This window comes from Metabacillus sp. SLBN-84 (assembly GCF_053629595.1).
In genome coordinates, this window is record NZ_JBRJIP010000001.1 from 1,418,338 (window position 1) to 1,440,147 (window position 21,810).

The following is a 21,810-nucleotide window of genomic DNA, read 5'->3' on the forward strand; positions in this document are numbered from 1 at the left end:
CCCGCAAGCGAAGCGAGGAGGCTCCCGGGGCTCCCCGCGGTAATCTTGTGACTGGAGCGAAAGGGAGCGGGTACAATTGCAGAGTGAGCAATTTATGCTGAAACCGACAAAATACAAAGACACTTTCAGCTGCCAAGAATAATGTATAGGTACAGAATGACCCCCACAAACATTATCTTGCAATCATGCCAAATCGAGTGATACAATTTACTTTATGTGAGAATTCGGGAGTGAGCAATTATGAGCAAGCGTGATTACTATGAAGTGCTTGGAGTAAGTAAGAGCGCGTCTAAGGATGAAATGAAAAAAGCGTACCGCAAGCTGTCCAAAAAATATCATCCTGATATTAATAAAGAAGCAGACGCTTCAGATAAATTCAAAGAAATTACAGAAGCATACGAAGTCCTTTCTGACGACCAAAAACGGGCTCAATACGATCAATTCGGCCATGCTGATCCAAATCAGGGCTTTGGCGGTTCTGACTTTGGCGGGGGATTCGGCGGTTTTGACGATATCTTCAGCTCTATTTTCGGAGGCGGCAGAAGACGCGACCCTAACGCGCCGAGACAGGGTGCAGACCTGCAGTATACAATGACGATTGCTTTTGAAGAAGCTGTATTCGGCAAAGAAACAACGATTGAAATTCCTCGTGAAGAAACATGTGATACGTGTGACGGATCCGGAGCCAAGCCCGGAACAAAACCTGAAACCTGTTCGCACTGCAGCGGTTCGGGCCAGCTGAACGTTGAACAGAACACGCCATTTGGAAGAATTGTCAACCGCAGAGTATGTCATTACTGCAGCGGGACAGGCAAACAAATCAAGCACAAATGTTCAACATGCGGCGGAGCCGGAAAAGTGCAGAAGCGCAAGAAAATCTCGGTTAAGATTCCTGCCGGTGTTGATGACGGCCAGCAGCTGAGAGTATCCGGACAGGGTGAGCCAGGCGTAAACGGCGGTCCTTCAGGAGACCTGTATGTTGTCTTTAATGTAAGGCCTCATGAATTCTTTGAACGAAACGGTGATGACATCTACTGCGAAATGCCTCTGACATTTGCACAGGCTGCTCTTGGAGATGAAATTGAAGTTCCGACTCTGCACGGCAAAGTGAAGCTGAAAGTGCCTGCCGGTACACAAACCGGCACCAAATTCCGCATGAAGGGAAAAGGTGTCGCGAATGTGAGAGGCTATGGCCAGGGCGATCAGCACATTGTTATCCGGGTGCTTACACCTACTAATATTAATGAAAAACAAAAAGAACTGCTGCGCGAATTTGCTGAAATGAGCGGCGGCAGACCGGATGAGCATGAAGAAAGTTTTTTTGATAAAGTGAAACGTGCTTTCAAGGGTGAATAAACAGAAGTGGAGCTGGTAGAATGAAATGGTCTGAGTTAAGTATTCATACAACACAGGAAGCGGTTGAGCCGATTTCCAATATCCTGCATGAGGCGGGAGCTAGCGGAGTCGTAATTGAAGATCAGATGGATCTGTTAAAAGAGCGCGAAAGTGTGTATGGAGAAATCTACCACCTCAATTCTGATGATTATCCTGATGAAGGTGTTATTATTAAAGCATATCTTCCAGTAAACAGTTTTCTCGGGGAAACGGTGGAAGAAATTAAAGAAGCTGTGAACAATCTGCTTATTCATGACATTGATTTAGGGAAGAATGATATATCAATCAGTGAAGTGAATGAGGAAGAATGGGCTACAGCATGGAAGAAGTACTACCACCCTGTGAAAATTTCAGAGCGGTTCACGATTGTTCCAACATGGGAAACCTATACTCCTGTCCATTCGGATGAACTCATTATCGAGCTTGATCCCGGAATGGCCTTCGGTACAGGAACGCATCCGACGACCGTTTTATGCATTCAGGCGCTTGAACGCTCTGTAAAAGAAAATGACACGGTTGTCGATGTAGGTACCGGTTCAGGCGTTCTAAGCATTGCATCAGCAATGCTTGGGGCAAAACATGTACAGGCAATGGATCTTGATCCGGTTGCAGTTGATGCGGCGCGGCTTAATACGAAGCTCAACAAAGTGCATCAGACAGTCACGGTTACACAGAACAACCTTCTAAACGGTGTCGAAGGACCGGTTGATGTAGTTGTTGCGAATATTTTGGCTGAAGTCATTCTGCGATTTGCAGATGACGCCAATCATATCCTGAAGCAGGGCGGTTTATTCATTACTTCAGGCATTATTCTCAATAAAAAGGCAGAAGTCAGGAACGGTCTGATTGAAGCCGGGTTTGAGATTGAGGAAACAGTGGTCATGGAAGACTGGGTGGCCTTTATCGCCAGAAAAAAATAAGAGGTGCTCATCTGTGCAGCGTTATTTTATTGAGGAAAAAAAAGAAAACAGTCCATCCAGAATAACAATCACGGGAGACGATGTTCATCACATCTCCCGTGTTATGCGTATGAAGCCAGGCAATGAAATTGTATGCTGTACAGCAGACGGGTTTTCTGCGCTGTGTGAAATCGCAGAGCTCCACGAGGATGCGGTTGTATGTTCTGTTTGGGAATGGCAGGATGCGGACAATGAACTGCCTGTGAAGGTCACGATTGCGAGCGGGCTGCCTAAAGGGGATAAGCTCGAGTGGATTTTTCAAAAAGGCACTGAGCTTGGTGCTTCTTCGTTTATCCCTTTTAATGCTGCCCGTTCCGTTGTTAAACTTGATGCAAAAAAAGCAGGCAAGAAAGCGGACCGCTGGAGAAAAATCGTGAAAGAAGCTTCAGAGCAATCGTACAGAAATGTGATTCCCGATGTTTCTGAGCCTCAAAGTTTTCAAGAACTTTTAAGACTTTCAGAGTCTTATGATTATAAAATTGCCGCTTACGAGGAATCAGCCAAAACAGGCGAGATGTCGAACCTTGCGAAGGTGCTGCAGTCTTGCAGTCCGGGGCAGTCGGTTCTTGCTGTGTTCGGACCTGAAGGCGGCCTGACGAAAGAAGAAACAGAGCAGCTGGCAGCCGCAGGATTTAACCTTTGCGGACTTGGGCCAAGAATTTTAAGGACGGAAACGGCTCCTCTATACCTTTTGTCTGCTGTTTCCTATCATTTTGAATTATCGAGGTGAATCCCATGCCAACAGTAGCTTTTCATACACTTGGCTGTAAAGTAAATCATTACGAAACAGAAGCGATCTGGCAGCTGTTCAAAGAATCAGGCTATGAGCGGTCTGATTTTGAAAGCAAAGCAGACGTATATGTTATTAATACATGCACCGTTACAAATACGGGCGATAAAAAAAGCCGGCAGGTCATCCGCCGCGCCATCAGAAAAAATCCGGACGGCGTCATCTGTGTAACCGGCTGTTATGCACAAACTTCTCCTGCTGAAATTATGGCAATTCCGGGAGTCGATATTGTAGTTGGAACATCCGACCGCATTAAAATGCTTGATTATATCGAGCAGTTCAAAAAAGAAAGACAGCCAATCAACGGTGTCAGCAACATCATGAAGGCGCGCGTCTATGAAGAACTGGACGTTCCGGCCTTCACAGACCGCACGCGTGCTTCCCTTAAGATCCAGGAAGGCTGCAATAACTTCTGCACATTCTGCATTATTCCATGGGCACGCGGACTTATGCGTTCACGTGACCCGGAGGAAGTCATCAATCAGGCTCAGCAGCTTGTTGATGCAGGATACAAAGAAATTGTTCTGACCGGCATTCACACAGGCGGATACGGCGAAGATATGAAAGATTACAACTTCGCGATGCTTCTCCGCGATCTTGACGCACGGGTTAAAGGACTGAAACGCATCCGTATTTCATCTATTGAAGCAAGCCAAATTACGGACGAAGTGATTGAAGTGCTGGATCAGTCGGACAAAATTGTCCGTCATTTGCACATTCCTATTCAATCCGCTTCGAACACAGTGCTGAAAAGAATGAGACGAAAGTACACAATGGAATTTTTCGCAGAGCGTCTGACGCGCCTGAAACAAGCGCTGCCGGGCCTTGCGGTTACATCTGACGTCATTGTTGGTTTCCCTGGCGAAACAGAAGAAGAATTCATGGAAACCTACAACTTTATTAAAGAGCACAAATTTTCCGAGCTTCACGTATTCCCGTACTCGAAACGTACCGGAACACCTGCTGCAAGAATGGAAGATCAGGTGGACGAGGAGATTAAAAACGAACGCGTTCATCAGCTTATTGCGCTGTCTGACCAGCTTGCAAAAGAATATGCTTCAGATTACGAAGGAGAGGTTCTTGAGGTTATTCCTGAGGAAGAGTACAAAGAATCTCCTGAGAGCGGCCTTTATGTAGGATATACTGACAATTATCTGAAAGTCGTATTCCCGGCTTCTGAAGAAATGGTTGGAAAAATAGTAAAAGTAAAAATCACAAAAGCAGGCTATCCGTACTCAGAAGGACAATTCGTCCGTGTCATGGACGAAGACACCACAGCTGAAGCGGTCCGCCAGATTTCATAAACAGCAAAAGAAAAATCCGAACTGGGAATCAGTTCGGTTTTTTTTCTTTATGAAATGCTTTTACATAGTAAAGCTTTATTAAGTTATTTGAGCACCAGACTAACATATTTGGCGCTATTTCTCACTCCAGTGGACTGCAGCGGAAGGCACTTGACTCCTGCGGGATGAAGAGGGCACTGGAGACCCCGCAAGCGAAGCGAGGAGGCTCCAGGCACTCCCCGCGGAAAGCAAGTGACTGGAGCGAAAGGGAACGGGTTTTCATTCTAACTAAAAGAATTACCGAAAGCAGGTTTATAATTATTTTCCCGGTGTAAATTAAACTTGTACTCGTATTTCAATCAAAAAAATGATAAGATGTAAGAGGTCAGACGACTATAATAATGGAAAAGGGGTAGTACATATGTCAGTAAACATTGGCAGTATGATCGACCATACGGCTTTAAAGCCTGAAACATCTAAATCACAAATCGAAACATTATGCGCAGAAGCGAAAGAATATAAATTTGCATCAGTCTGTGTAAACCCGACCTGGGTTGAAACAGCCGCCGCCCTTCTAAAAGGCACAGAAGTAAAAGTTTGCACAGTAATCGGTTTTCCCCTGGGAGCATCTACTCCTGAAACAAAAGCATTTGAAACAGGCGATGCGATTGCAAAAGGTGCAACTGAAGTAGACATGGTCATCAACATCGGTGCCCTAAAAGACAAAAACGATGAGCTTGTTGAGCGTGACATCCGCGCAGTTGTCGATGCAGCTAAAGGAAAAGCGCTTACGAAGGTAATCATTGAATCATGCCTTCTGACTGACGAAGAAAAAGTCAGAGCATGTGAGCTTTCTGTGAAAGCAGGAGCTGATTTTGTTAAAACATCTACTGGCTTCTCAACTGGCGGAGCAACTGTAGAAGACATCGCTCTTATGCGCAAAACAGTAGGCCCTGATATCGGCGTAAAAGCTTCAGGCGGTGTCCGTGACCGTGCAGGTGCAATGGCAATGGTTGAAGCCGGCGCTACACGAATCGGTGCAAGTGCAGGAATTGCCATTGTAAATGGTGAAACTTCAACTTCAGATTATTAATAGCGGAAAAAGCTGCCACCGGCAGCTTTTTTTAATGTTTTCTATTAAAAAACCTGGCGGAAGACTCCACAAATCTTCCGAAGGGTTCAGCAAAAGGAAGTACGGCAATCGAACTTACTACATTGAACACGAGACTGAAATGGGCCAGCTGCAAATCAGGCTCGGCTGCAAAATGCTCTGCAATCCCGCTGCACAAAGCGATGAAAGGGTAAAAGGCTGCGACCCCAAGTACATTGAGCCATACATGGGCATAGGCGGTCAGTTTGGCTTCATGCCCCGCTCCGGCAGATGCCATCAGACCGGTGATGCACGTGCCGATATTGGCTCCGAGAATGTAGGCTATGCCGGCGCTTAGAGTCAAAAGGTCTGCATTCATAAAGCTCATAATAATGCCTGCGGCTGCAGCACTTGAGTGAATGATGGCAGTCAGCACCGTGCCGCCGAGCACTCCTGCAAATGCATGGGTGTTCGAATACATCAGCAGTTCACTTACTGCCTCAAGATGCGACAGCGGTTCTGCAAGCTTGCCGAACCCCGACATGGATAAAAACAGCAGGCCAAGTCCTGATAGGATGCCGCTGATCCTTACAAGGGACTGCCTTTTCATCATCGCACCCGCTAAAAAGAAAAGAAATCCCCCGCCTATCATGGGTATAATCAGCGATCCAAGGTCAAGAGTGATCAGCTGAGTCGTAAAAGTGGATCCAATATTTGTCCCCAGTATGATTCCGATTGTTTGTCTGAAAGTAATGACACCAGCGGAAACCAGCCCGATCACAATGACCATAACTGCTGAGCTGCTCTGCAGAATGCCGGTAAAAACAATGCCTGCAAGAAACGCTTTGAACGGGTGATCGATACAGGCAAACACCCAGCTTCTCATGGTGCTCCCTGATAAAATGGAAAGACCGTTTTTAAGTATATGCATACCTGTCAGAAAGAAAAGTAAATATAACAAAAAGAACCCTGCAGCCGCCATGTGCTCACCTCTTCTTACCACTATATGGACAAGCGCGCAGAAACATGACAGAAACACCAGGGACAAACGATTGTTCTTTAGAAGTTTATTTATATAAGTTGACCTCTGAGGCACGTTATATTATAATGGCAAAGTACATGTTTTCTTTAAACATGTTTATTAAACAGATGATGTCGATTGGTTGTATTCGGAGGGAGGGAATAAGAATGTCAAAAACGGTCGTTCGTAAAAACGAGTCGCTTGAGGACGCTCTTCGTCGCTTCAAACGTACAGTATCAAAAAGCGGTACTATACAAGAAGCAAGAAAGCGCGAATTCTATGAAAAACCTAGCGTAAAACGTAAGAAAAAGTCTGAAGCTGCTAGAAAACGCAAATTCTAAAGAGGGTGGATTTATGAGTCTTCTTGAGCGTTTGAATCAAGATATGAAACAAGCGATGAAGAACAAAGAGAAGGACAAACTGGCTGTTATCCGTATGGTGAAAGCCTCATTACAGAATGAAGCCATCAAACTGGGTAAACAGGAGTTGTCTGCTGAAGAGGAACTGACTGTGTTTTCTCGCGAATTAAAGCAACGTAAAGACTCCCTCCAGGAATTCAGTAAAGCTGATCGCTTAGATTTAGTTGAAAAGACACAGGCTGAACTTGATATTTTAACTGTATACATGCCTAAGCAGCTGACAGAAGAAGAGCTTACGGCCATCGTTCAGGAAACGATTGCCGAAGTGAATGCTGTGTCAAAAGCAGACATGGGGAAAGTTATGGCCGCCATCATGCCTAAGGTTAAAGGTAAGGCTGACGGTGCGCTTGTCAATAAAACTGTAGCTGGACAGCTATCATAAAAACCGGAAAACACTCTGTTCATTTGAACAGAGTGTTTTTTATTGGGTCTTTCCGGAGAATTTTTATTAAAAATGAAACCTATACTTAAGTAGAAACGTATTACAGATAGACTGTAAATGGAAGGGGGCCAGCTGAACATTGAGGAGTCATCATAACCGTCTTTTTCATATCTTCTTCGGCATTGTTCTTTTCCTTTCGCTTTTCGGAAGTGCTTATATACCCGCAGCTGACAATTCACCAGATAAAGTTGCGGTTATCCCCATTGAAGAGACGGTTGAAAAAGGATTGTCGCAGTTTATCAAGAGGTCATTTAAGGAAGCAGCTGCCGAAAATGCAGACCATATTATTTTAGACATTAATACTCCAGGGGGAGCGGTTGATGCTGCTCTTGAAATTGCCGATACAATCAGAGGGTCGAAAATCCCTGTAACCGCTTTTATTGACCGCAGGGCGTTGTCTGCCGGAGCGTATATTGCCCTGAATGCAGATCAGATTTATATGGTTCCGGGTGCGAAAATGGGATCTGCCGCCATCATTGATCTGGAAGGCAATACAGCAGATAAAAAGGCAGAATCGCTTTGGCTTGCCGAAATGAAGGAATCAGCTGAGCAAAATAACCGTAATGCCAAATATGCCCTTGCCATGGCAGATCCTGATGTGGATGTGCCTGAATACGGAGCCGGAAAAGGTGATCTTCTAACACTGAATTCGGAACAGGCGCTTGAGGTCGGTTATTCCGAGGGAACGGCTGAAAATCTGGACAGTTTGCTTGAAAAGCTGAATCTTGCGTCGGCTGATGTGATTGATATTGAAGTAAGCTTTGCTGAGAAGGTTGCGCGGTTTGTCACAAACCCGATTGTCATCCCTATTTTGCTCTCTATTGGAAGCCTCGGGCTGATTGTTGAGCTTTACAGTCCAGGTTTCGGACTGCCGGGAATTATGGGACTGTCTTCTCTTTTCCTGTTCTTCTACGGACACTATATTGCGGGACTTGCAGGACTTGAGACCATCATTCTTTTTGCCGCCGGAATCATTCTTGTGGCAGCTGAGTTTTTCGTACCTGGAGGCATTATAGGATTTATTGGTTTTGGAGCAATCCTGCTCAGTTTCTTCATCGCCACAGATGACATAGGCTATATGGCCTTTTCGCTTGGGATTGCGCTTTTAGTTGCCGTATCGGCAGCCATCATATTTGTAAAGGTGTTTGGAAAACGTATGAATATCTTTAAAAAAATCATTTTGCGTGATTCAACCAATACGGAAAGCGGATATGTCTCGAGCCGCAGCAGGCTCGAGCTTATCGGCAAAACGGGTGTGGCTTTAACTTCAATGAGGCCTTCGGGCACAGCTCTGATCGAAGATGAGCGCATTGATGTGGTTACAGAAGGAACGTTTATTGCAAAAGATCAGAAAGTAAAGGTTATTAAAGTAGAGGGCTCACGGGTCGTCGTAAGAGAAATCATTTAATTGAAGGAGGAACAAAATGGATCCATCATTGCTGCTCACGTTAGGCTTAATTGTTATAGGTGTCATTGTACTAGGTATTTTATTTACCTTTGTGCCGATTGCACTGTGGATTTCAGCACTTGCTGCAGGGGTAAGAATCAGTATTTTCACCCTGATTGGGATGAGGCTTCGCCGAGTAAGTCCGAACAGAATCATTAATCCGCTCATTAAAGCGCATAAGGCTGGACTCGGAGTAACCATCAATCAGCTTGAAAGCCATTATCTTGCCGGAGGGAACGTAGACCGGGTTGTAAATGCTTTGATTGCAGCTGAGCGCGCCAACATCGAACTTACATTTGAGCGCTGTGCAGCTATTGACCTGGCTGGACGCGATGTTCTTGAAGCCGTTCAGATGAGTGTAAATCCAAAAGTGATTGAAACGCCGTTTATTGCAGGGGTTGCTATGGACGGAATCGAAGTAAAAGCAAAAGCGCGCATCACAGTCCGCGCAAACATTGAAAGACTTGTCGGGGGTGCCGGCGAAGACACCATTATTGCACGGGTAGGAGAAGGAATCGTAAGTACAATCGGTTCATCTGACAATCATAAAAAAGTTCTTGAAAACCCGGATAGGATTTCTCAGACGGTATTAAACAAAGGACTTGATTCCGGGACTGCTTTTGAAATTCTGTCGATCGATATCGCGGATGTGGATATCGGCAAAAACATCGGGGCGATTCTGCAGACTGACCAGGCTGAAGCAGATAAGAAAATTGCCCAGGCAAAAGCTGAAGAACGCCGTGCGATGGCGGTCGCTCTTGAACAGGAAATGAATGCTAGAACGCAGGAAATGAGAGCGAAGGTTGTGGAGGCAGAAGCTACAGTCCCGCTTGCTATGGCAGAAGCACTGCGCAATGGAAAAATCGGCGTGATGGACTATATGAATTTTGAAAATATACATGCTGATACAGGCATGAGAGATTCAATTGGTAAGCTTTCGAAAGATCAGCCTGATCATGAAGAATAGGAATCAGCCCAAATCAGGAGGTGCTGATGGATGGAATGGATCGATTTTCTTTTAAACAACCCGCTTGTGATAGCAGGTCTTATCTTTGCTATTTCCTCCCTGTTCGGAAAAAAAGCGAAAGATAAAAAAGCAGAAGCGCAGCGTGATCGAAAAAGAAAACCTGCATCTGTACCAAATCAGTCTGCCGCCCCGCATAAAGCGGAGGCTGAAAAACCGGGCAGGGAATCGTTTGAAGAAGCAAAGGAACGAATGAAAGAAGCGGCTAAAACAATTGAAGCAAGATATAAGTCTGCTAAAAGCACCCTGCCGAATGCAGACGGCGGTACGGTTTCAAAGAATGTGACAGAAATAAAGGAGCAGGCGGATCAGTTTATGCAGCAGACAGCTCAAAAGGCTCCTGCTGCTCCTAAGAAAACACCTGCAGCTGCAAGAGATGATATTGTCCGGGGAATTATCTGGAGCGAGATCATCGGACCGCCGCGATCTAAAAAGCCGCACAGGGCAGCAAGGCGGCAACTTTAAAAAAATGTGTTAGAACCCCCTTTAAACTCATACACATGAGATGAGAGGGGGTTCTTTTTTATGGCGAAAAAATGGCGGCAGAACGTTGCTAAATGGATCACGCGAACAATTGAAATACCCCAGGATGTCATGATGGATCTTCCCCGCATCACGATGATCGGCCAAATACATATTTATATAGAAAATCACAGAGGGCTGCTTACATTTACAGACAATGAGCTGAGGCTTCTGTTAAAACAGGGGCAGCTTCAAATAAAGGGAGAAGCTTTTGTCATTAAAACGATTCTGCCTGAAGAGATTCTTCTGCAGGGGAAAATTGATCAGGTCAATTACTTGGAACAATCATAAAAAATCGGGGGATGACGATGAAAAATCAGTGGATGCATTTCTTTTACGGCGTGATAAAAATAACAGCAGCGGGAAGAGGAACGGAAAGGTTTGTGAATGACTGCATCAGACAGGGAATCCCTGTCTGGAATGTGAGAAAAGAAGAGAATGGACTCTCTTTTTTTATTCGCCTGAAAGATGTACATGCCTTGAGGAGGGCGGCAAGAAAAAGCGAGTGCAAATGTTCGCTGCAAAAAGTGTCGGGACTGCCGTTTCTAATCCAGAAATCATTGAAAAACAGCGGCTTTGTTATCGGATTCACCCTGTTTTTTGCTGTCATCCTGCTCCTCTCCAATATGATTTGGGGGATTGATGTGAAAGGGGCAAAGCCGAGCACGGAGCACAAAATCCTGAAAGAGCTGGATGCAATGGGGGTGAAAACCGGCAGACTGCAGTTCATGACGCTTGATCCGGATTCCATCCAGAAAAAGCTGACAGACAACATCAGCGAATTGACATGGGTGGGTGTTGAACTCAGGGGAACGCATTTTCATTTTGAGGTGGTCGAAAAGAATGAACCTGAAAAAACAGCAGAAGCAGGACCTCAGCATATTGTAGCGAAAAAGAAAGCGGTCATTACAAAGATGTATGTTGAAAAAGGACAGCCTTCCGTGACCATTCATGATCATGTTGAAAAAGGGCAGCTGCTCGTTTCCGGATTAATCGGTGGCGAAAAAAAGAAGCAGCTTGTTGCGGCTAAAGCGGAAATTCTGGGTGAAACCTGGTACAAATCTGAAATTACGGTTCCGTCAAAACAGACATTTCAGCTTTATTCCGGGAGCGAAGTAAGAAAAACGTACCTTTCAGTTGGTTCAGCTGATCTCCAGATTTGGGGATTTAATCAGGATCTTTTCGCAAAATATGAAGAGGAAAATGATATCAGGCCGCTCCGATTTTTAAAATGGACTCTGCCGCTCGGATTCGGCCAAAAAATCTACCGTGAAAAAGAAGTTTTTGAAAAACAATATACAGAGAAAGAGGCGCGCGCTGCTGCGATTGATCAGGGCAAAAAAGAGCTCCTTGGACAATTAGGAGAAGATGCAGAGGTGAAGGGTCAAAAAGTTTTGCACCAGACGAACGAGAATGGTAAAGTAAAACTAACAGTGCTCTACCAAGTTATAGAAAATATCGTAAAAACAACACCAATTGTTCAGGGAGACTAAATCATGCCAGAAGAACTCATTACGATAAATCTGCAAGTGGAAAATCCAAACGAAGCAGCCTCTCTTTTTGGAAACAATGATGTACACCTGAAGCGGATGGAAGATGAGCTTTCCGTGACAATCGTATCAAGAGGCGAAGCTGTCTATGTAAATGGAGAAGAAGAGAATGCAAATATAGCAGGTGATGTGCTTGCGTCGCTTCAGGTTCTCCTTAAAAGAGGAATAGCCATCAGCGAACGCGACGTCATCTATGGTATTGAAATGGCAAAAAAACACAAGCTTGACGAATTTGAAGCCCTGTATGTTGAGGAAGTAAGCAAAAATGCGCAGGGAAAATCCATCAGAGTCAAAACTCTCGGTCAAAGACATTATGTGTCTTCTATCCGCAATAAGGATCTGATATTCGGCATCGGCCCTGCAGGAACAGGCAAAACGTATCTCGCCGTTGTAATGGCGGTCAGTGCGCTTAAGAATAATCAAGTAAAAAGGATCATTCTCACGCGGCCTGCTGTTGAAGCAGGAGAAAGTCTAGGCTTCCTGCCTGGAGACCTCAAAGAAAAAGTCGATCCGTATTTGCGCCCGCTCTATGATGCGCTTCACGATGTTCTCGGAACGGAACATACGCAGCGGCTGATTGAGAGAGGCACCATCGAAATTGCGCCTCTTGCCTATATGAGAGGAAGAACGCTCGATGATGCGTTTGTTATTTTGGATGAAGCCCAGAATACAACACCGGCACAGATGAAAATGTTTTTAACAAGACTCGGATTTGGTTCGAAAATGGTCATTACCGGTGATATTACACAGGTTGACCTGCCGAGAGGCGTCCAGTCGGGTCTTGCTGCAGCAAGGGATACACTCAGTTCTGTAAGCGGTATAGCGTTTAATGAACTGCAGCAGTCAGACGTCGTGCGCCATCCGCTTGTAGCGAAAATCATTGAAGCATATGACAAGACAAAGTGACCCGGGCGGCCCGTTTTCGGGTCACTTTTTTCAGGAATGCAAAGGGGAGCGGGGGTGATGTTATGAAAACAAAGCGAAGTGCAAAGCTCAGTCAGCTCATTGAAACGTTAAAGCATTATAAGTTTATACATATTTCCATGTATTTTTTGCTTGCTGCTGTCATTTTTGTCTCACTTTACAGCAATGTAAAGCCGGAAACGGTTGATGTTGAACTTTTTACTTACTCTGATCAGACAATCATAGCTCCGACTCAGGCGGAAGATACGTTTGAAACAGAGAGCAAACGGCAGGAAGCGTACGATGCCGTTCAAGATGAATATGTCTTGAGAAAAGACTATGTCGTAAACCGCGTAGAAGTCATAACATCGATTTTTGACTTTGTAAAAGAAACAAACAAAGAGACGGCAGATGAAATAAAGCTGCAAAATGAAAGTGTGACTGAAGGCGAAGAGGCATACACAATATCAATTGACGAAAAGCTCACTCGGCTGAAGGACAAGCTTACAGAAGATATCAGAGAAAAAATTTCAGATGATACATTCACTGCCCTTCTTGAATCCTCCGATAATGAGCTGAACATAGCCAAGGATGCAGCGGTCACCGCAGTTAACAGGGTGATGAGCGAGGAAATTCCCCTGCAGAAGCAGGATGAGGCAAAGGATCTGGTTGAAGAGGACCTTACATCCTCAAATTTAAGGGCGGACTTACTGAAAGCAGCGATTGAGCTCGGAAGATATGCCGTTATAGCGAACTATGTTTTTGATCTTGATGCGACAGAAGAGAAAAAGCAGCAGGCATACGATGATGTAAATGAAGTACAGATTAAACAGGGGCAGATTCTTGTTGAAGAAGGCGGTTACATCAGCAGGGATATCTACCGCAAGCTTGATCTTGTAGGTCTTCTAGACAATAAGCTTGCTTTGAAGCCGTTTGCGGGTCTTCTGCTTGTGATTCTGCTGATCCTTGCGGCGCTCATTTATTATTTTGAGGCTCCTGACAGGCAGCCGCACAGAAAAAATCATTCTCTCATTCTGTATGTCCTGATATTCAGCATTACAATTCTGCTGATTAAAATCATCAGCTTCTTTCAGGAAATCAATTATAATAACGTAGGGTATCTCGTTCCTGTCGCTATGGGAGCCATGCTGATCAAGCTGCTACTCCATGAAAGACTGGCCATTTTGACAAGCATTATATTTGCTGTGTGCGGCAGCATTATCTTTAATGAAGGCGTAACGGGGACATTCAATTTCACCATCGGAATCTACTTCCTGTTCGGCAGTATAGCAGGAGTCCTCTTTCTGAACGACCAGAACGTCAGATCAAGAATTTTGCAGACAGGATTGTTTGTGTCGCTGATCAACATCATGATCATCACAGCCATCACCCTGATACAAAACGGAAGCTACTCGAATATTGAGCTTGGCTCTTATTTCATAATGGCTCTTGCTTCCGGACTCATATCGTCTGTGCTGACAATTGGATTCATGCCGTTTTTTGAAACGGGATTCGGCATTCTCTCCACGATGAAACTGATCGAGCTGTCGAACCCGAATCACCCTCTGCTCAGAAAAATTCTGACTGAAACACCTGGGACGTATCATCACAGTGTCATGGTCGCAAATCTTTCAGAAGCAGCGTGCGAGGCAATCGGCGCGAATGGACTGCTTGCCCGCGTGGGAGCCTATTACCATGATATCGGAAAAACAAAACGGCCTCAGTACTTTATTGAGAACCAGATGAATATTGAGAATCCGCATGATAAGCTGTCTCCTCAGCTAAGTAAAAATGTGATTATCGCACATGCTTCAGACGGTGCGGAAATGCTGAGAAAACACAAAATGCCTAAAGAGTTTGTGGATATTGCAGAACAGCATCACGGGACAACCCTGCTGAAGTTTTTCTATCATAAAGCTAAGCAGAACCACCCTGAAATATACGAAGAAGAGTTCAGATATCCCGGACCGAAGCCGCAGACAAAAGAAATCGCGATAATTTCGATTGCAGACAGTGTAGAGGCTGCGGTAAGATCCATGTCGAGTCCGACACCGGATAAAATTGAGAAGCTGATACGCGGAATTATTGCGGACAGGCTTCAGGACCATCAGCTGAATGAGTGTGATCTGACACTGAGGGAACTGGACATCATTGCGAAATCATTCAGCGAAACATTAAAGGGAATATTCCATTCAAGAATCGAATATCCGGAAATTACAAAACAGAAGGTGAAACAAGCATGAACAGAATCATAATCGATATGGAGGATGAAACAGAACAGCTCGCACAGGACCAGCTTTCAATGGTCGAAAATCTGCTGCAGCACGCGGCTCAAACAGAGAACGTGCCTCAGGATGCAGAGCTTTCTGTTACGTTCGTAGACAATCAGAGAATTCAGGAAGTAAACAGAGAGTACCGGAACAAAGATCAAGTAACGGACGTCATTTCTTTTGCGATGGAAGAACTGGGTGAAGGCGAGGTTTCAATCGTCGGCGGGGAAGATATGCCACGCATCCTCGGGGATATCATCATTTCTGTGCCCCGTGCAAAGGAACAGGCGGAAGAATACGGCCATTCTTTTACGAGAGAACTCGGATTTCTGGCTGTTCACGGTCTTCTTCATTTGCTCGGATATGACCACATGACAGAAGATGATGAAAAAAAGATGTTCGGCAAACAAAAGGATATTCTCGATGCGTATGGACTTAAAAGAGAAGTCTGAGCGTGAACGGTTTTTAAAAAGTTTTTATTATGCATGGCAGGGGATAAAGATGACCCTGATTCATGAGCGGAACTTTCAGATTCATGCAGCTGTATGTCTGATCGTGACAGGGGCCGGGCTGTACTTTCACCTGTCTGCAGTCGAATGGATCATCGTTCTTTTCCTAATGGGAGGAATGCTCTCGCTTGAGCTCATGAATACGGCGGTAGAGCGTGTTGTTGACCTTGTAACCGCCGACTATCACCCGCTTGCAAAGGCAGCCAAAGATGCAGCAGCCGGCGCTGTTTTGATTTATGCCATTCTTGCGGTTATGATAGGGTTACTCATTTTCTTTCCAAAGATCCTTTAAGTTATGAGAAAATTCTTACAATTAAATTACATTTGCGGCAATCAGGTGAAATTTCATTCCGGCAGAGGTAAAATAGAAGAACACAGAGCCGCTTAAGAAAGGGAGAATAGCATTGAACTCAGAACAACTCATCAAAGAAGCAATAGCAGCTCGGGAAATGGCATATGTTCCTTATTCCAAATTTCAAGTTGGTGCTGCTCTATTAACAAAAGACGGAAAAGTGTACAGAGGCTGCAATATTGAAAATGCCTCATACGGCATGACGAACTGTGCAGAACGGACAGCGCTTTTTAAGGCTGTTTCAGAAGGCGACAAAGAGTTTGCGGCAATTGCCATCGTAGCAGATACGGATGGCCCTGTGTCCCCATGCGGTGCGTGCAGACAGGTCATCTCGGAATTGTGTCCAAAAGACATGAAAGTAATATTGACAAATTTAAAAGGCGACGTAAAAGAATGGACAGTTGCTGAATTATTGCCCGGGGCATTTTCATCGGAGGATTTGCATGAGTAAAAATGAATATAAGTCAGGTTTTGTTTCCATTATCGGCAGACCGAACGTCGGGAAATCAACATTTTTAAACCGCGTGATCGGACAGAAAATCGCGATTATGAGCGACAAACCGCAGACAACACGTAATAAAATACAAGGCGTATATACAACAAACGAATCTCAGATTGTGTTCATAGACACACCTGGAATCCACAAACCAAAGCACAAGCTGGGCGATTTCATGATGAAGGTAGCCCAGAATACGCTTAAGGAAGTCGATGTCGTCTTATTTATGATCAATGCAGAAGAAGGCTACGGCCGCGGAGATGAATTTATCATTGAAAAACTTCAGCATACAAAGACACCAGTTTTTCTGATCATTAATAAAATAGACCAGATCCATCCGGATCAGCTTCTGCCGCTGATTGACCAGTACCGCGCATTCTATCCCTTCAAGGAAATTATTCCAATTTCAGCTCTACAGGGCAATAATGTGGACACTCTTCTTGAACAGATTGAATCATATCTTCCAGCGGGACCTCAGTACTACCCTGCCGATCAGGTGACAGATCACCCTGAACGGTTCATTATTTCTGAACTTATCAGGGAAAAAGTGCTGCATTTAACACGCGAAGAAATTCCCCACTCGGTTGCAGTGGTGATTGATGCCATCGAAAGACGCGACAACAATCAGTCCATTTATGTAAGTGCAACCGTTATTGTCGAACGCGATTCACAAAAAGGAATCGTCATCGGCAAGCAGGGGAAAATGCTGAAGGAAGTAGGCCAGCGGGCAAGGGTGGATATTGAAGCGCTGCTCGGCACGAAAGTATTTTTGGAGCTTTGGGTGAAAGTGCAGAAAGACTGGCGCAATAAAATGAATCAGCTCAGAGACTTCGGTTTCAGAGAAGACGAATATTAAAGGCTCCTTGAAATTAACAAATTTTATCTAACATGAAACGAAGGATGTTCGGTCAAGATAACGGTATAGAATTGGATAACAGCTTGCTTCTCTTAACAACAGAAAGGCGGGGTTAACATGCTTGATTTTACCTGGAAAGTGTTCATTCAGACAGGTAATATTGATACCTATCTTCTTTTTAAGGAAATGGAAAAAGATACTGGTGACGGACCCGATTTACATGATCATGAGGTGACAGAAGCGGACTTTCCAATTTCGTGATCTGACCGAATCCTTCTGGATGGTGAGAATGATTGCTTCAAAAATGCGAAGGCATTGTGATACGGACAAATGATTACGGTGAAACAAACAAGATTGTGACACTCTATACCCGTGAGCTTGGAAAAGTGGGCGTTATGGCGAGAGGTGCTAAAAAACCGAACAGCCGCCTGACTGCTTCTACACAGTTATTCACTTACGGGTATTTTTTATTTCAAAAATCAACAGGTCTCGGCGGTCTTCAGCAGGGAGAAACGATTGCATCAATGAGAGGCATAAGGGAAGATATTTTTCTGACGGCATATGCGTCCTATATGGCGGAGCTGCTTGATAAAAGCACGGAACAAAATGACCCTAATCCCTTTCTTTTTGAGCTTTTCAGCCAGTCTCTCAAGCTTTTAAATGAAGGAGTGGACCCGGACGTTCTGCAGCACATTCTTGAGATGAAAATGCTGAATGTTCTTGGTCTTTATCCTCAGCTTGACTCTTGCGTCAACTGCGGAAGCAGGGATGGGACGTTTCATTTTTCCATTCGTGAAAACGGCTTTTTGTGCCACCGCTGCTTTGAAATGGATCCTTACAGACTCAAGATCTCGCAGGGAACTGCCAAGCTGCTGAGGCTGTTTTATTATTTTGATCTGGAAAGGCTTGGACAGGTGTCTTTAAAATCCGAAACGAAGGCTGAGCTGAAAATGGTCATCGATACATACTACAGCGAGTACTCAGGCCTTTTTCTTAAATCCAAGCGCTTCCTTGATCAGATGGACGCGCTGCGGGGCAAGCTTTCGGATTAACGGGCCTATTGACTTTGAACAGGCATTCAGGTTATGATGCTAGTAATTATATGGAGCTGCTATGAAGGAAAAAGAGTATTTGCTGCAGTTGTGTGAAAGCGAGCCCGGGACGGTGGAAGCCGGGTGACAACAGGCAAAGAAAGGCGTTTCCCGAGCGGCGCTTACGGAAAGTGGCAGTGCAAAAATGCACTTGCAATTAGGGTGGAACCGCGGGGTAACTCTCGTCCCTATGCTGAGATTTAGCAGCATAGAGACGGGAGTTTTTTTGTTGCTTATCTTGTGAATGACAATCAATTTTGGAGGTGCATGTTATGAATATTCAAGACATGATTTTGACATTGCAAAAACACTGGTCTGATCACGGCTGTGTATTAATGCAGGCGTATGACACAGAAAAAGGGGCAGGTACAATGAGTCCGTATACGTTCCTGAAAGCTGTAGGTCCGGAGCCTTGGAAGGTAGCTTATGTTGAGCCTTCCCGCCGCCCGGCAGACGGCCGTTACGGCGAGAATCCGAACAGACTGTATCAGCATCATCAGTTTCAGGTTATTATTAAGCCTTCTCCCGACAATATTCAGGAGTGGTATCTCGATTCTCTTAAAGCGCTTGGCATTGACCCCCTGAAGCATGATATCCGTTTTGTAGAGGATAACTGGGAAAACCCTTCACTGGGATGCGCGGGACTCGGGTGGGAAGTGTGGCTTGACGGCATGGAAATTACGCAGTTCACCTACTTCCAGCAAGTAGGGGGACTCGAATGCAAACCTGTTTCTGTTGAAATTACTTACGGTATTGAACGTCTCGCATCCTACATTCAGGATAAAGAAAATGTGTTCGATCTGGAATGGACAGAAGGATACACTGTGCGTGACATCTTCCTGATGCCTGAATACGAACATTCTAAATATACGTTTGAAACATCTGATGCAGATATGCTCTTTAACCTGTTTTCCATTTATGAAAAAGAGGCCCACCGCCAGATGGATGAAGGACTTGTGCACCCTGCTTACGATTATGTTTTAAAATGTTCCCATACGTTCAATCTGCTTGATGCAAGAGGGGCCATTTCCGTGACAGAAAGAACGGGATATATCGGCCGCGTCCGAAACCTTGCCAGAAAAGTAGCCAAAACATTTTATAATGAACGGGAGAAGCTTGGATTTCCAATGCTGAAACAAGAGGAGGCTGAAACAAATGAGTAAACAGGATCTGCTGCTTGAACTTGGACTTGAGGAGCTTCCGGCAAGATTTGTAACAGATGCGATGAATCAGCTTTCTATGAAAGTTGAAAACTGGCTGAAAGAGCAAAACATTTCGTTCGGAGATGTACATGTTTACTCAACTCCGAGAAGGCTTGCCGTTCGGATTGAGGATGTGGCGGAAAAGCAGAAAGATATTGAAGAAGAAGCTAAAGGACCGGCTAAGAAAATTGCGCTTGATTCAGAAGGAAACTGGTCCAAAGCGGCTGCCGGCTTTTCAAGGGGCCAGGGAGCGTCTCCCGAGGATATTTATTTTAAAGAAATCGGCGGCATTGAATATGCCCATGTCCATAAATTTATTAAGGGAAAAGAAACAGTACAGCTGTTGTCAGAGCTTAAAGACATCATCACAAGCCTGACATTCCCGAAGAATATGCGCTGGGGATCCCAGGATCTCAGATTTGCACGTCCGATCAAATGGATGATTGCGCTTTTTGGCAGCGAAGTCATTCCGTTTGAAATCACCGGTGTGAAAACAGGCAATGAAACAAGAGGACACCGCTTCCTGGGGCAGGATCAGACCGTGCAATCAGGATCTGACTATGAAGAAACCCTGCTTTCACAATACGTTATCGCTTCCCCGGTAAAACGGAAAGAAGCGATCCTGACTCAGCTTCATCATATTGAAGAAGAAAACGGGTGGGAGATTCCGATTGATAAGAATCTGCTTGAAGAAGTAACGAATCTTGTGGAGTATCCGACGGCTCTCTTCGGCAAATTTGAAGAAGAGTATTTGTCTCTTCCTGAAGAAGTTCTGATTACAACGATGAAAGAACATCAGAGATATTTCCCTGTGAAAAACAAAGAAGGAAAGCTGCTTCCATACTTTGTGACTGTCAGAAACGGTGATCACAACCATATTGAAAATGTAGCAAGAGGAAACGAAAAAGTGCTGCGTGCACGCCTTTCTGATGCTGCGTTCTTCTACAATGAAGATCAAAAGCTTGTGATTGCAAATAATGTAAAGAAACTCGATAAAATCATTTTCCACGAAGAACTTGGTTCCACAGGCGATAAAGTGAGAAGAGTAACGGCATTGTCTGAAAAACTGGCAGACCGTTTTGCGTCAGAAGCAGAGAAAAAACATGCTGTGCGTGCAGCTGAAATCTGCAAATTCGATCTGGTCACTCATATGGTCTATGAATTCCCTGAGCTGCAGGGAATCATAGGAGAAAAATATGCAAGAGCATTCGGAGAAGCAGAAGAAGTGGCAGTGGCCATTAATGAGCACTATATGCCTCGTCATGCAGATGATGCAGCACCTTCAACCACCGCTGGTGCGATTGTTGCTCTAGCGGATAAACTGGATACGATTGCGGGCTTCTTCTCGATCGGCGTCATTCCGACAGGATCGCAGGATCCATATGCACTCAGACGTCAGGCGAGCGGTATTGTTCATATTCTTCTTGCTAAGCAGTGGAAGGTGACGCTTGATGAATTGTTCGAAGCTGCGCTTGCGCCGTTTGAAGGTTCGGATAAAGCAAAAGTGATGGCAGATTTGCGTTCATTCTTTAAAATGCGCATCAAGCATGTTCTTGATGAAAAGAAAATCAGATACGATATCGTCGATGCGGTTCTTGGTTCTGAACAGCTTGAACTTACGGCTGTCCTTTCCAAAGCGGAAGTTCTGGCCGCCGCTGCAGGTGAAGCAGGATTTAAAGAAGAAATGGAAGCTTTTGCGCGCGTTCAGAACATCTCCAAAAAAGGAACGGGTGACACTGTAGATCCTTCTTTGTTCAAGAATCAGGAAGAAAAAGATCTTTACAGCAAGTACACAGAAGCAGCGGAAGCATACGCTGCACACGAAGCCCGCGGCGAGTATAAAGAAGCATTTAAAGCTCTTCGCTCCCTTCAGCCTGCTATTGAGAAATATTTCAGCGAAACCATGGTTATGGCAGATGATGAAGCACTGAAAACAAATCGCCTTGCCCAGATGAAAAAGCTTGCAGCGCTCATTGAATCCTTTGCGGACATGAACGCTGTCATTGTAAAATAGAGAAACGAGGACGGTTGCCTTAAGGCAATCGTCCCGTTTGTTTACGTATTTCAAAAGCAGCCTGTGAAAAGGTTCTTTTCAATCTGCTCAAATAGTATATAATATTTTTATATGAGTATAACCTATTTGGATTGAGTGAAAGCAGAACTATAGATACATATGTATTGGAACCTTA

Annotated in this window: 23 protein-coding genes; 22 read left to right on the forward strand and 1 reads right to left on the reverse strand. The window is 44.8% G+C overall.

All coding sequences use genetic code 11. The annotated features are described in order from the left end of the window. Positions 1-240: 240 nt before the first annotated feature. From dnaJ to deoC, 5 genes are all read left to right on the forward strand, one after another. A complete protein-coding gene (dnaJ, locus tag RKD52_RS06970; RefSeq protein ID WP_369735914.1) occupies positions 241-1,356 on the forward strand; it encodes a molecular chaperone DnaJ in 1,116 nt (371 codons plus the stop codon). A gap of 20 nt (positions 1,357-1,376) precedes the next feature. After that, positions 1,377-2,315, forward strand: a complete 939-nt coding sequence (gene prmA, locus RKD52_RS06975) for a 50S ribosomal protein L11 methyltransferase (RefSeq protein ID WP_369735913.1) — start codon at positions 1,377-1,379, stop codon at positions 2,313-2,315. A 13-nt stretch (positions 2,316-2,328) separates the two neighbouring features. Beyond that, on the forward strand, positions 2,329-3,084 hold the full coding sequence (locus RKD52_RS06980; protein WP_454099161.1) for a 16S rRNA (uracil(1498)-N(3))-methyltransferase: 756 nt from the start codon (positions 2,329-2,331) through the stop codon (positions 3,082-3,084). A gap of 5 nt (positions 3,085-3,089) precedes the next feature. Next, complete coding sequence (gene mtaB / locus RKD52_RS06985; protein WP_342823551.1) at positions 3,090-4,448, forward strand: tRNA (N(6)-L-threonylcarbamoyladenosine(37)-C(2))-methylthiotransferase MtaB; 1,359 nt, start codon at positions 3,090-3,092, stop codon at positions 4,446-4,448. 400 nt (positions 4,449-4,848) lie between these two features. Continuing rightward, positions 4,849-5,520: a deoxyribose-phosphate aldolase gene (gene deoC / locus RKD52_RS06990; RefSeq protein WP_035207215.1), complete on the forward strand. Its 672-nt coding sequence runs from the start codon at positions 4,849-4,851 to the stop codon at positions 5,518-5,520. 31 nt (positions 5,521-5,551) lie between these two features. On the opposite strand, the gene RKD52_RS06995 is transcribed toward deoC, so the two are convergent. After that, the gene (locus RKD52_RS06995; protein WP_454099162.1) at positions 5,552-6,499 is read right to left on the reverse strand and encodes a Na/Pi symporter; all 948 of its coding nucleotides are present in this window, start codon (positions 6,497-6,499) and stop codon (positions 5,552-5,554) included. Between the two features lie 206 nt (positions 6,500-6,705). On the opposite strand from RKD52_RS06995, the gene rpsU reads away from it, so the two are divergent. The 17 genes from rpsU to glyS all read left to right on the forward strand — a co-directional run bounded on the left by rpsU (position 6,706) and on the right by glyS (position 21,635). Then, the gene (gene rpsU / locus RKD52_RS07000; protein WP_015595024.1) at positions 6,706-6,879 is read left to right on the forward strand and encodes a 30S ribosomal protein S21; all 174 of its coding nucleotides are present in this window, start codon (positions 6,706-6,708) and stop codon (positions 6,877-6,879) included. Positions 6,880-6,892: 13 nt separating this feature from the next. Next, on the forward strand, positions 6,893-7,339 hold the full coding sequence (locus RKD52_RS07005; protein ID WP_029279574.1) for a GatB/YqeY domain-containing protein: 447 nt from the start codon (positions 6,893-6,895) through the stop codon (positions 7,337-7,339). 169 nt (positions 7,340-7,508) lie between these two features. Then, positions 7,509-8,807: an NfeD family protein gene (locus RKD52_RS07010; protein ID WP_454101158.1), complete on the forward strand. Its 1,299-nt coding sequence runs from the start codon at positions 7,509-7,511 to the stop codon at positions 8,805-8,807. Between the two features lie 16 nt (positions 8,808-8,823). Further along, on the forward strand, positions 8,824-9,813 hold the full coding sequence (gene floA, locus RKD52_RS07015; protein ID WP_454099163.1) for a flotillin-like protein FloA: 990 nt from the start codon (positions 8,824-8,826) through the stop codon (positions 9,811-9,813). Between the two features lie 30 nt (positions 9,814-9,843). Further along, positions 9,844-10,335 (forward strand): hypothetical protein, encoded by a 492-nt coding sequence (locus RKD52_RS07020; protein WP_454099164.1) that lies wholly within the window; start codon positions 9,844-9,846, stop codon positions 10,333-10,335. A gap of 60 nt (positions 10,336-10,395) precedes the next feature. Further along, on the forward strand, positions 10,396-10,683 hold the full coding sequence (yqfC, locus tag RKD52_RS07025; RefSeq protein WP_029279581.1) for a sporulation protein YqfC: 288 nt from the start codon (positions 10,396-10,398) through the stop codon (positions 10,681-10,683). Between the two features lie 17 nt (positions 10,684-10,700). Then, entirely contained in the window at positions 10,701-11,885 is a 1,185-nt protein-coding gene (gene yqfD / locus RKD52_RS07030; RefSeq protein ID WP_454099165.1) for a sporulation protein YqfD, read from the forward strand. 3 nt (positions 11,886-11,888) lie between these two features. Next, positions 11,889-12,848: a PhoH family protein gene (locus RKD52_RS07035; RefSeq protein WP_454099166.1), complete on the forward strand. Its 960-nt coding sequence runs from the start codon at positions 11,889-11,891 to the stop codon at positions 12,846-12,848. 62 nt (positions 12,849-12,910) lie between these two features. Then, positions 12,911-15,088 carry an HD family phosphohydrolase gene (locus RKD52_RS07040; RefSeq protein WP_454099167.1) on the forward strand — a complete coding sequence of 726 codons (2,178 nt, stop codon included), beginning with the start codon at positions 12,911-12,913 and terminating at the stop codon, positions 15,086-15,088. Beyond that, entirely contained in the window at positions 15,085-15,567 is a 483-nt protein-coding gene (ybeY, locus tag RKD52_RS07045; protein ID WP_454099168.1) for an rRNA maturation RNase YbeY, read from the forward strand. The genes RKD52_RS07040 and ybeY overlap by 4 nt, the downstream gene beginning before the upstream one ends. After that, a complete protein-coding gene (locus RKD52_RS07050; protein WP_454099169.1) occupies positions 15,539-15,916 on the forward strand; it encodes a diacylglycerol kinase family protein in 378 nt (125 codons plus the stop codon). The genes ybeY and RKD52_RS07050 overlap by 29 nt, the downstream gene beginning before the upstream one ends. 112 nt (positions 15,917-16,028) lie before the next feature. Further along, complete coding sequence (locus RKD52_RS07055; RefSeq protein ID WP_454099170.1) at positions 16,029-16,427, forward strand: cytidine deaminase; 399 nt, start codon at positions 16,029-16,031, stop codon at positions 16,425-16,427. After that, positions 16,420-17,328, forward strand: coding sequence for a GTPase Era (gene era / locus RKD52_RS07060; protein WP_454099171.1), 909 nt, complete (start codon positions 16,420-16,422; stop codon positions 17,326-17,328). The genes RKD52_RS07055 and era overlap by 8 nt, the downstream gene beginning before the upstream one ends. Before the next feature lie 117 nt (positions 17,329-17,445). After that, positions 17,446-17,589, forward strand: coding sequence for a YqzL family protein (locus RKD52_RS07065; protein WP_369735901.1), 144 nt, complete (start codon positions 17,446-17,448; stop codon positions 17,587-17,589). 32 nt (positions 17,590-17,621) lie between these two features. Then, the gene (gene recO, locus RKD52_RS07070) at positions 17,622-18,380 is read left to right on the forward strand and encodes a DNA repair protein RecO (RefSeq protein WP_454099172.1); all 759 of its coding nucleotides are present in this window, start codon (positions 17,622-17,624) and stop codon (positions 18,378-18,380) included. 311 nt (positions 18,381-18,691) lie between these two features. After that, positions 18,692-19,582, forward strand: coding sequence for a glycine--tRNA ligase subunit alpha (gene glyQ, locus RKD52_RS07075; RefSeq protein WP_035207207.1), 891 nt, complete (start codon positions 18,692-18,694; stop codon positions 19,580-19,582). After that, the gene (gene glyS, locus RKD52_RS07080; RefSeq protein WP_454099173.1) at positions 19,575-21,635 is read left to right on the forward strand and encodes a glycine--tRNA ligase subunit beta; all 2,061 of its coding nucleotides are present in this window, start codon (positions 19,575-19,577) and stop codon (positions 21,633-21,635) included. Before glyQ ends, glyS begins: the two co-directional genes overlap by 8 nt. Positions 21,636-21,810: the final 175 nt, after the last annotated feature.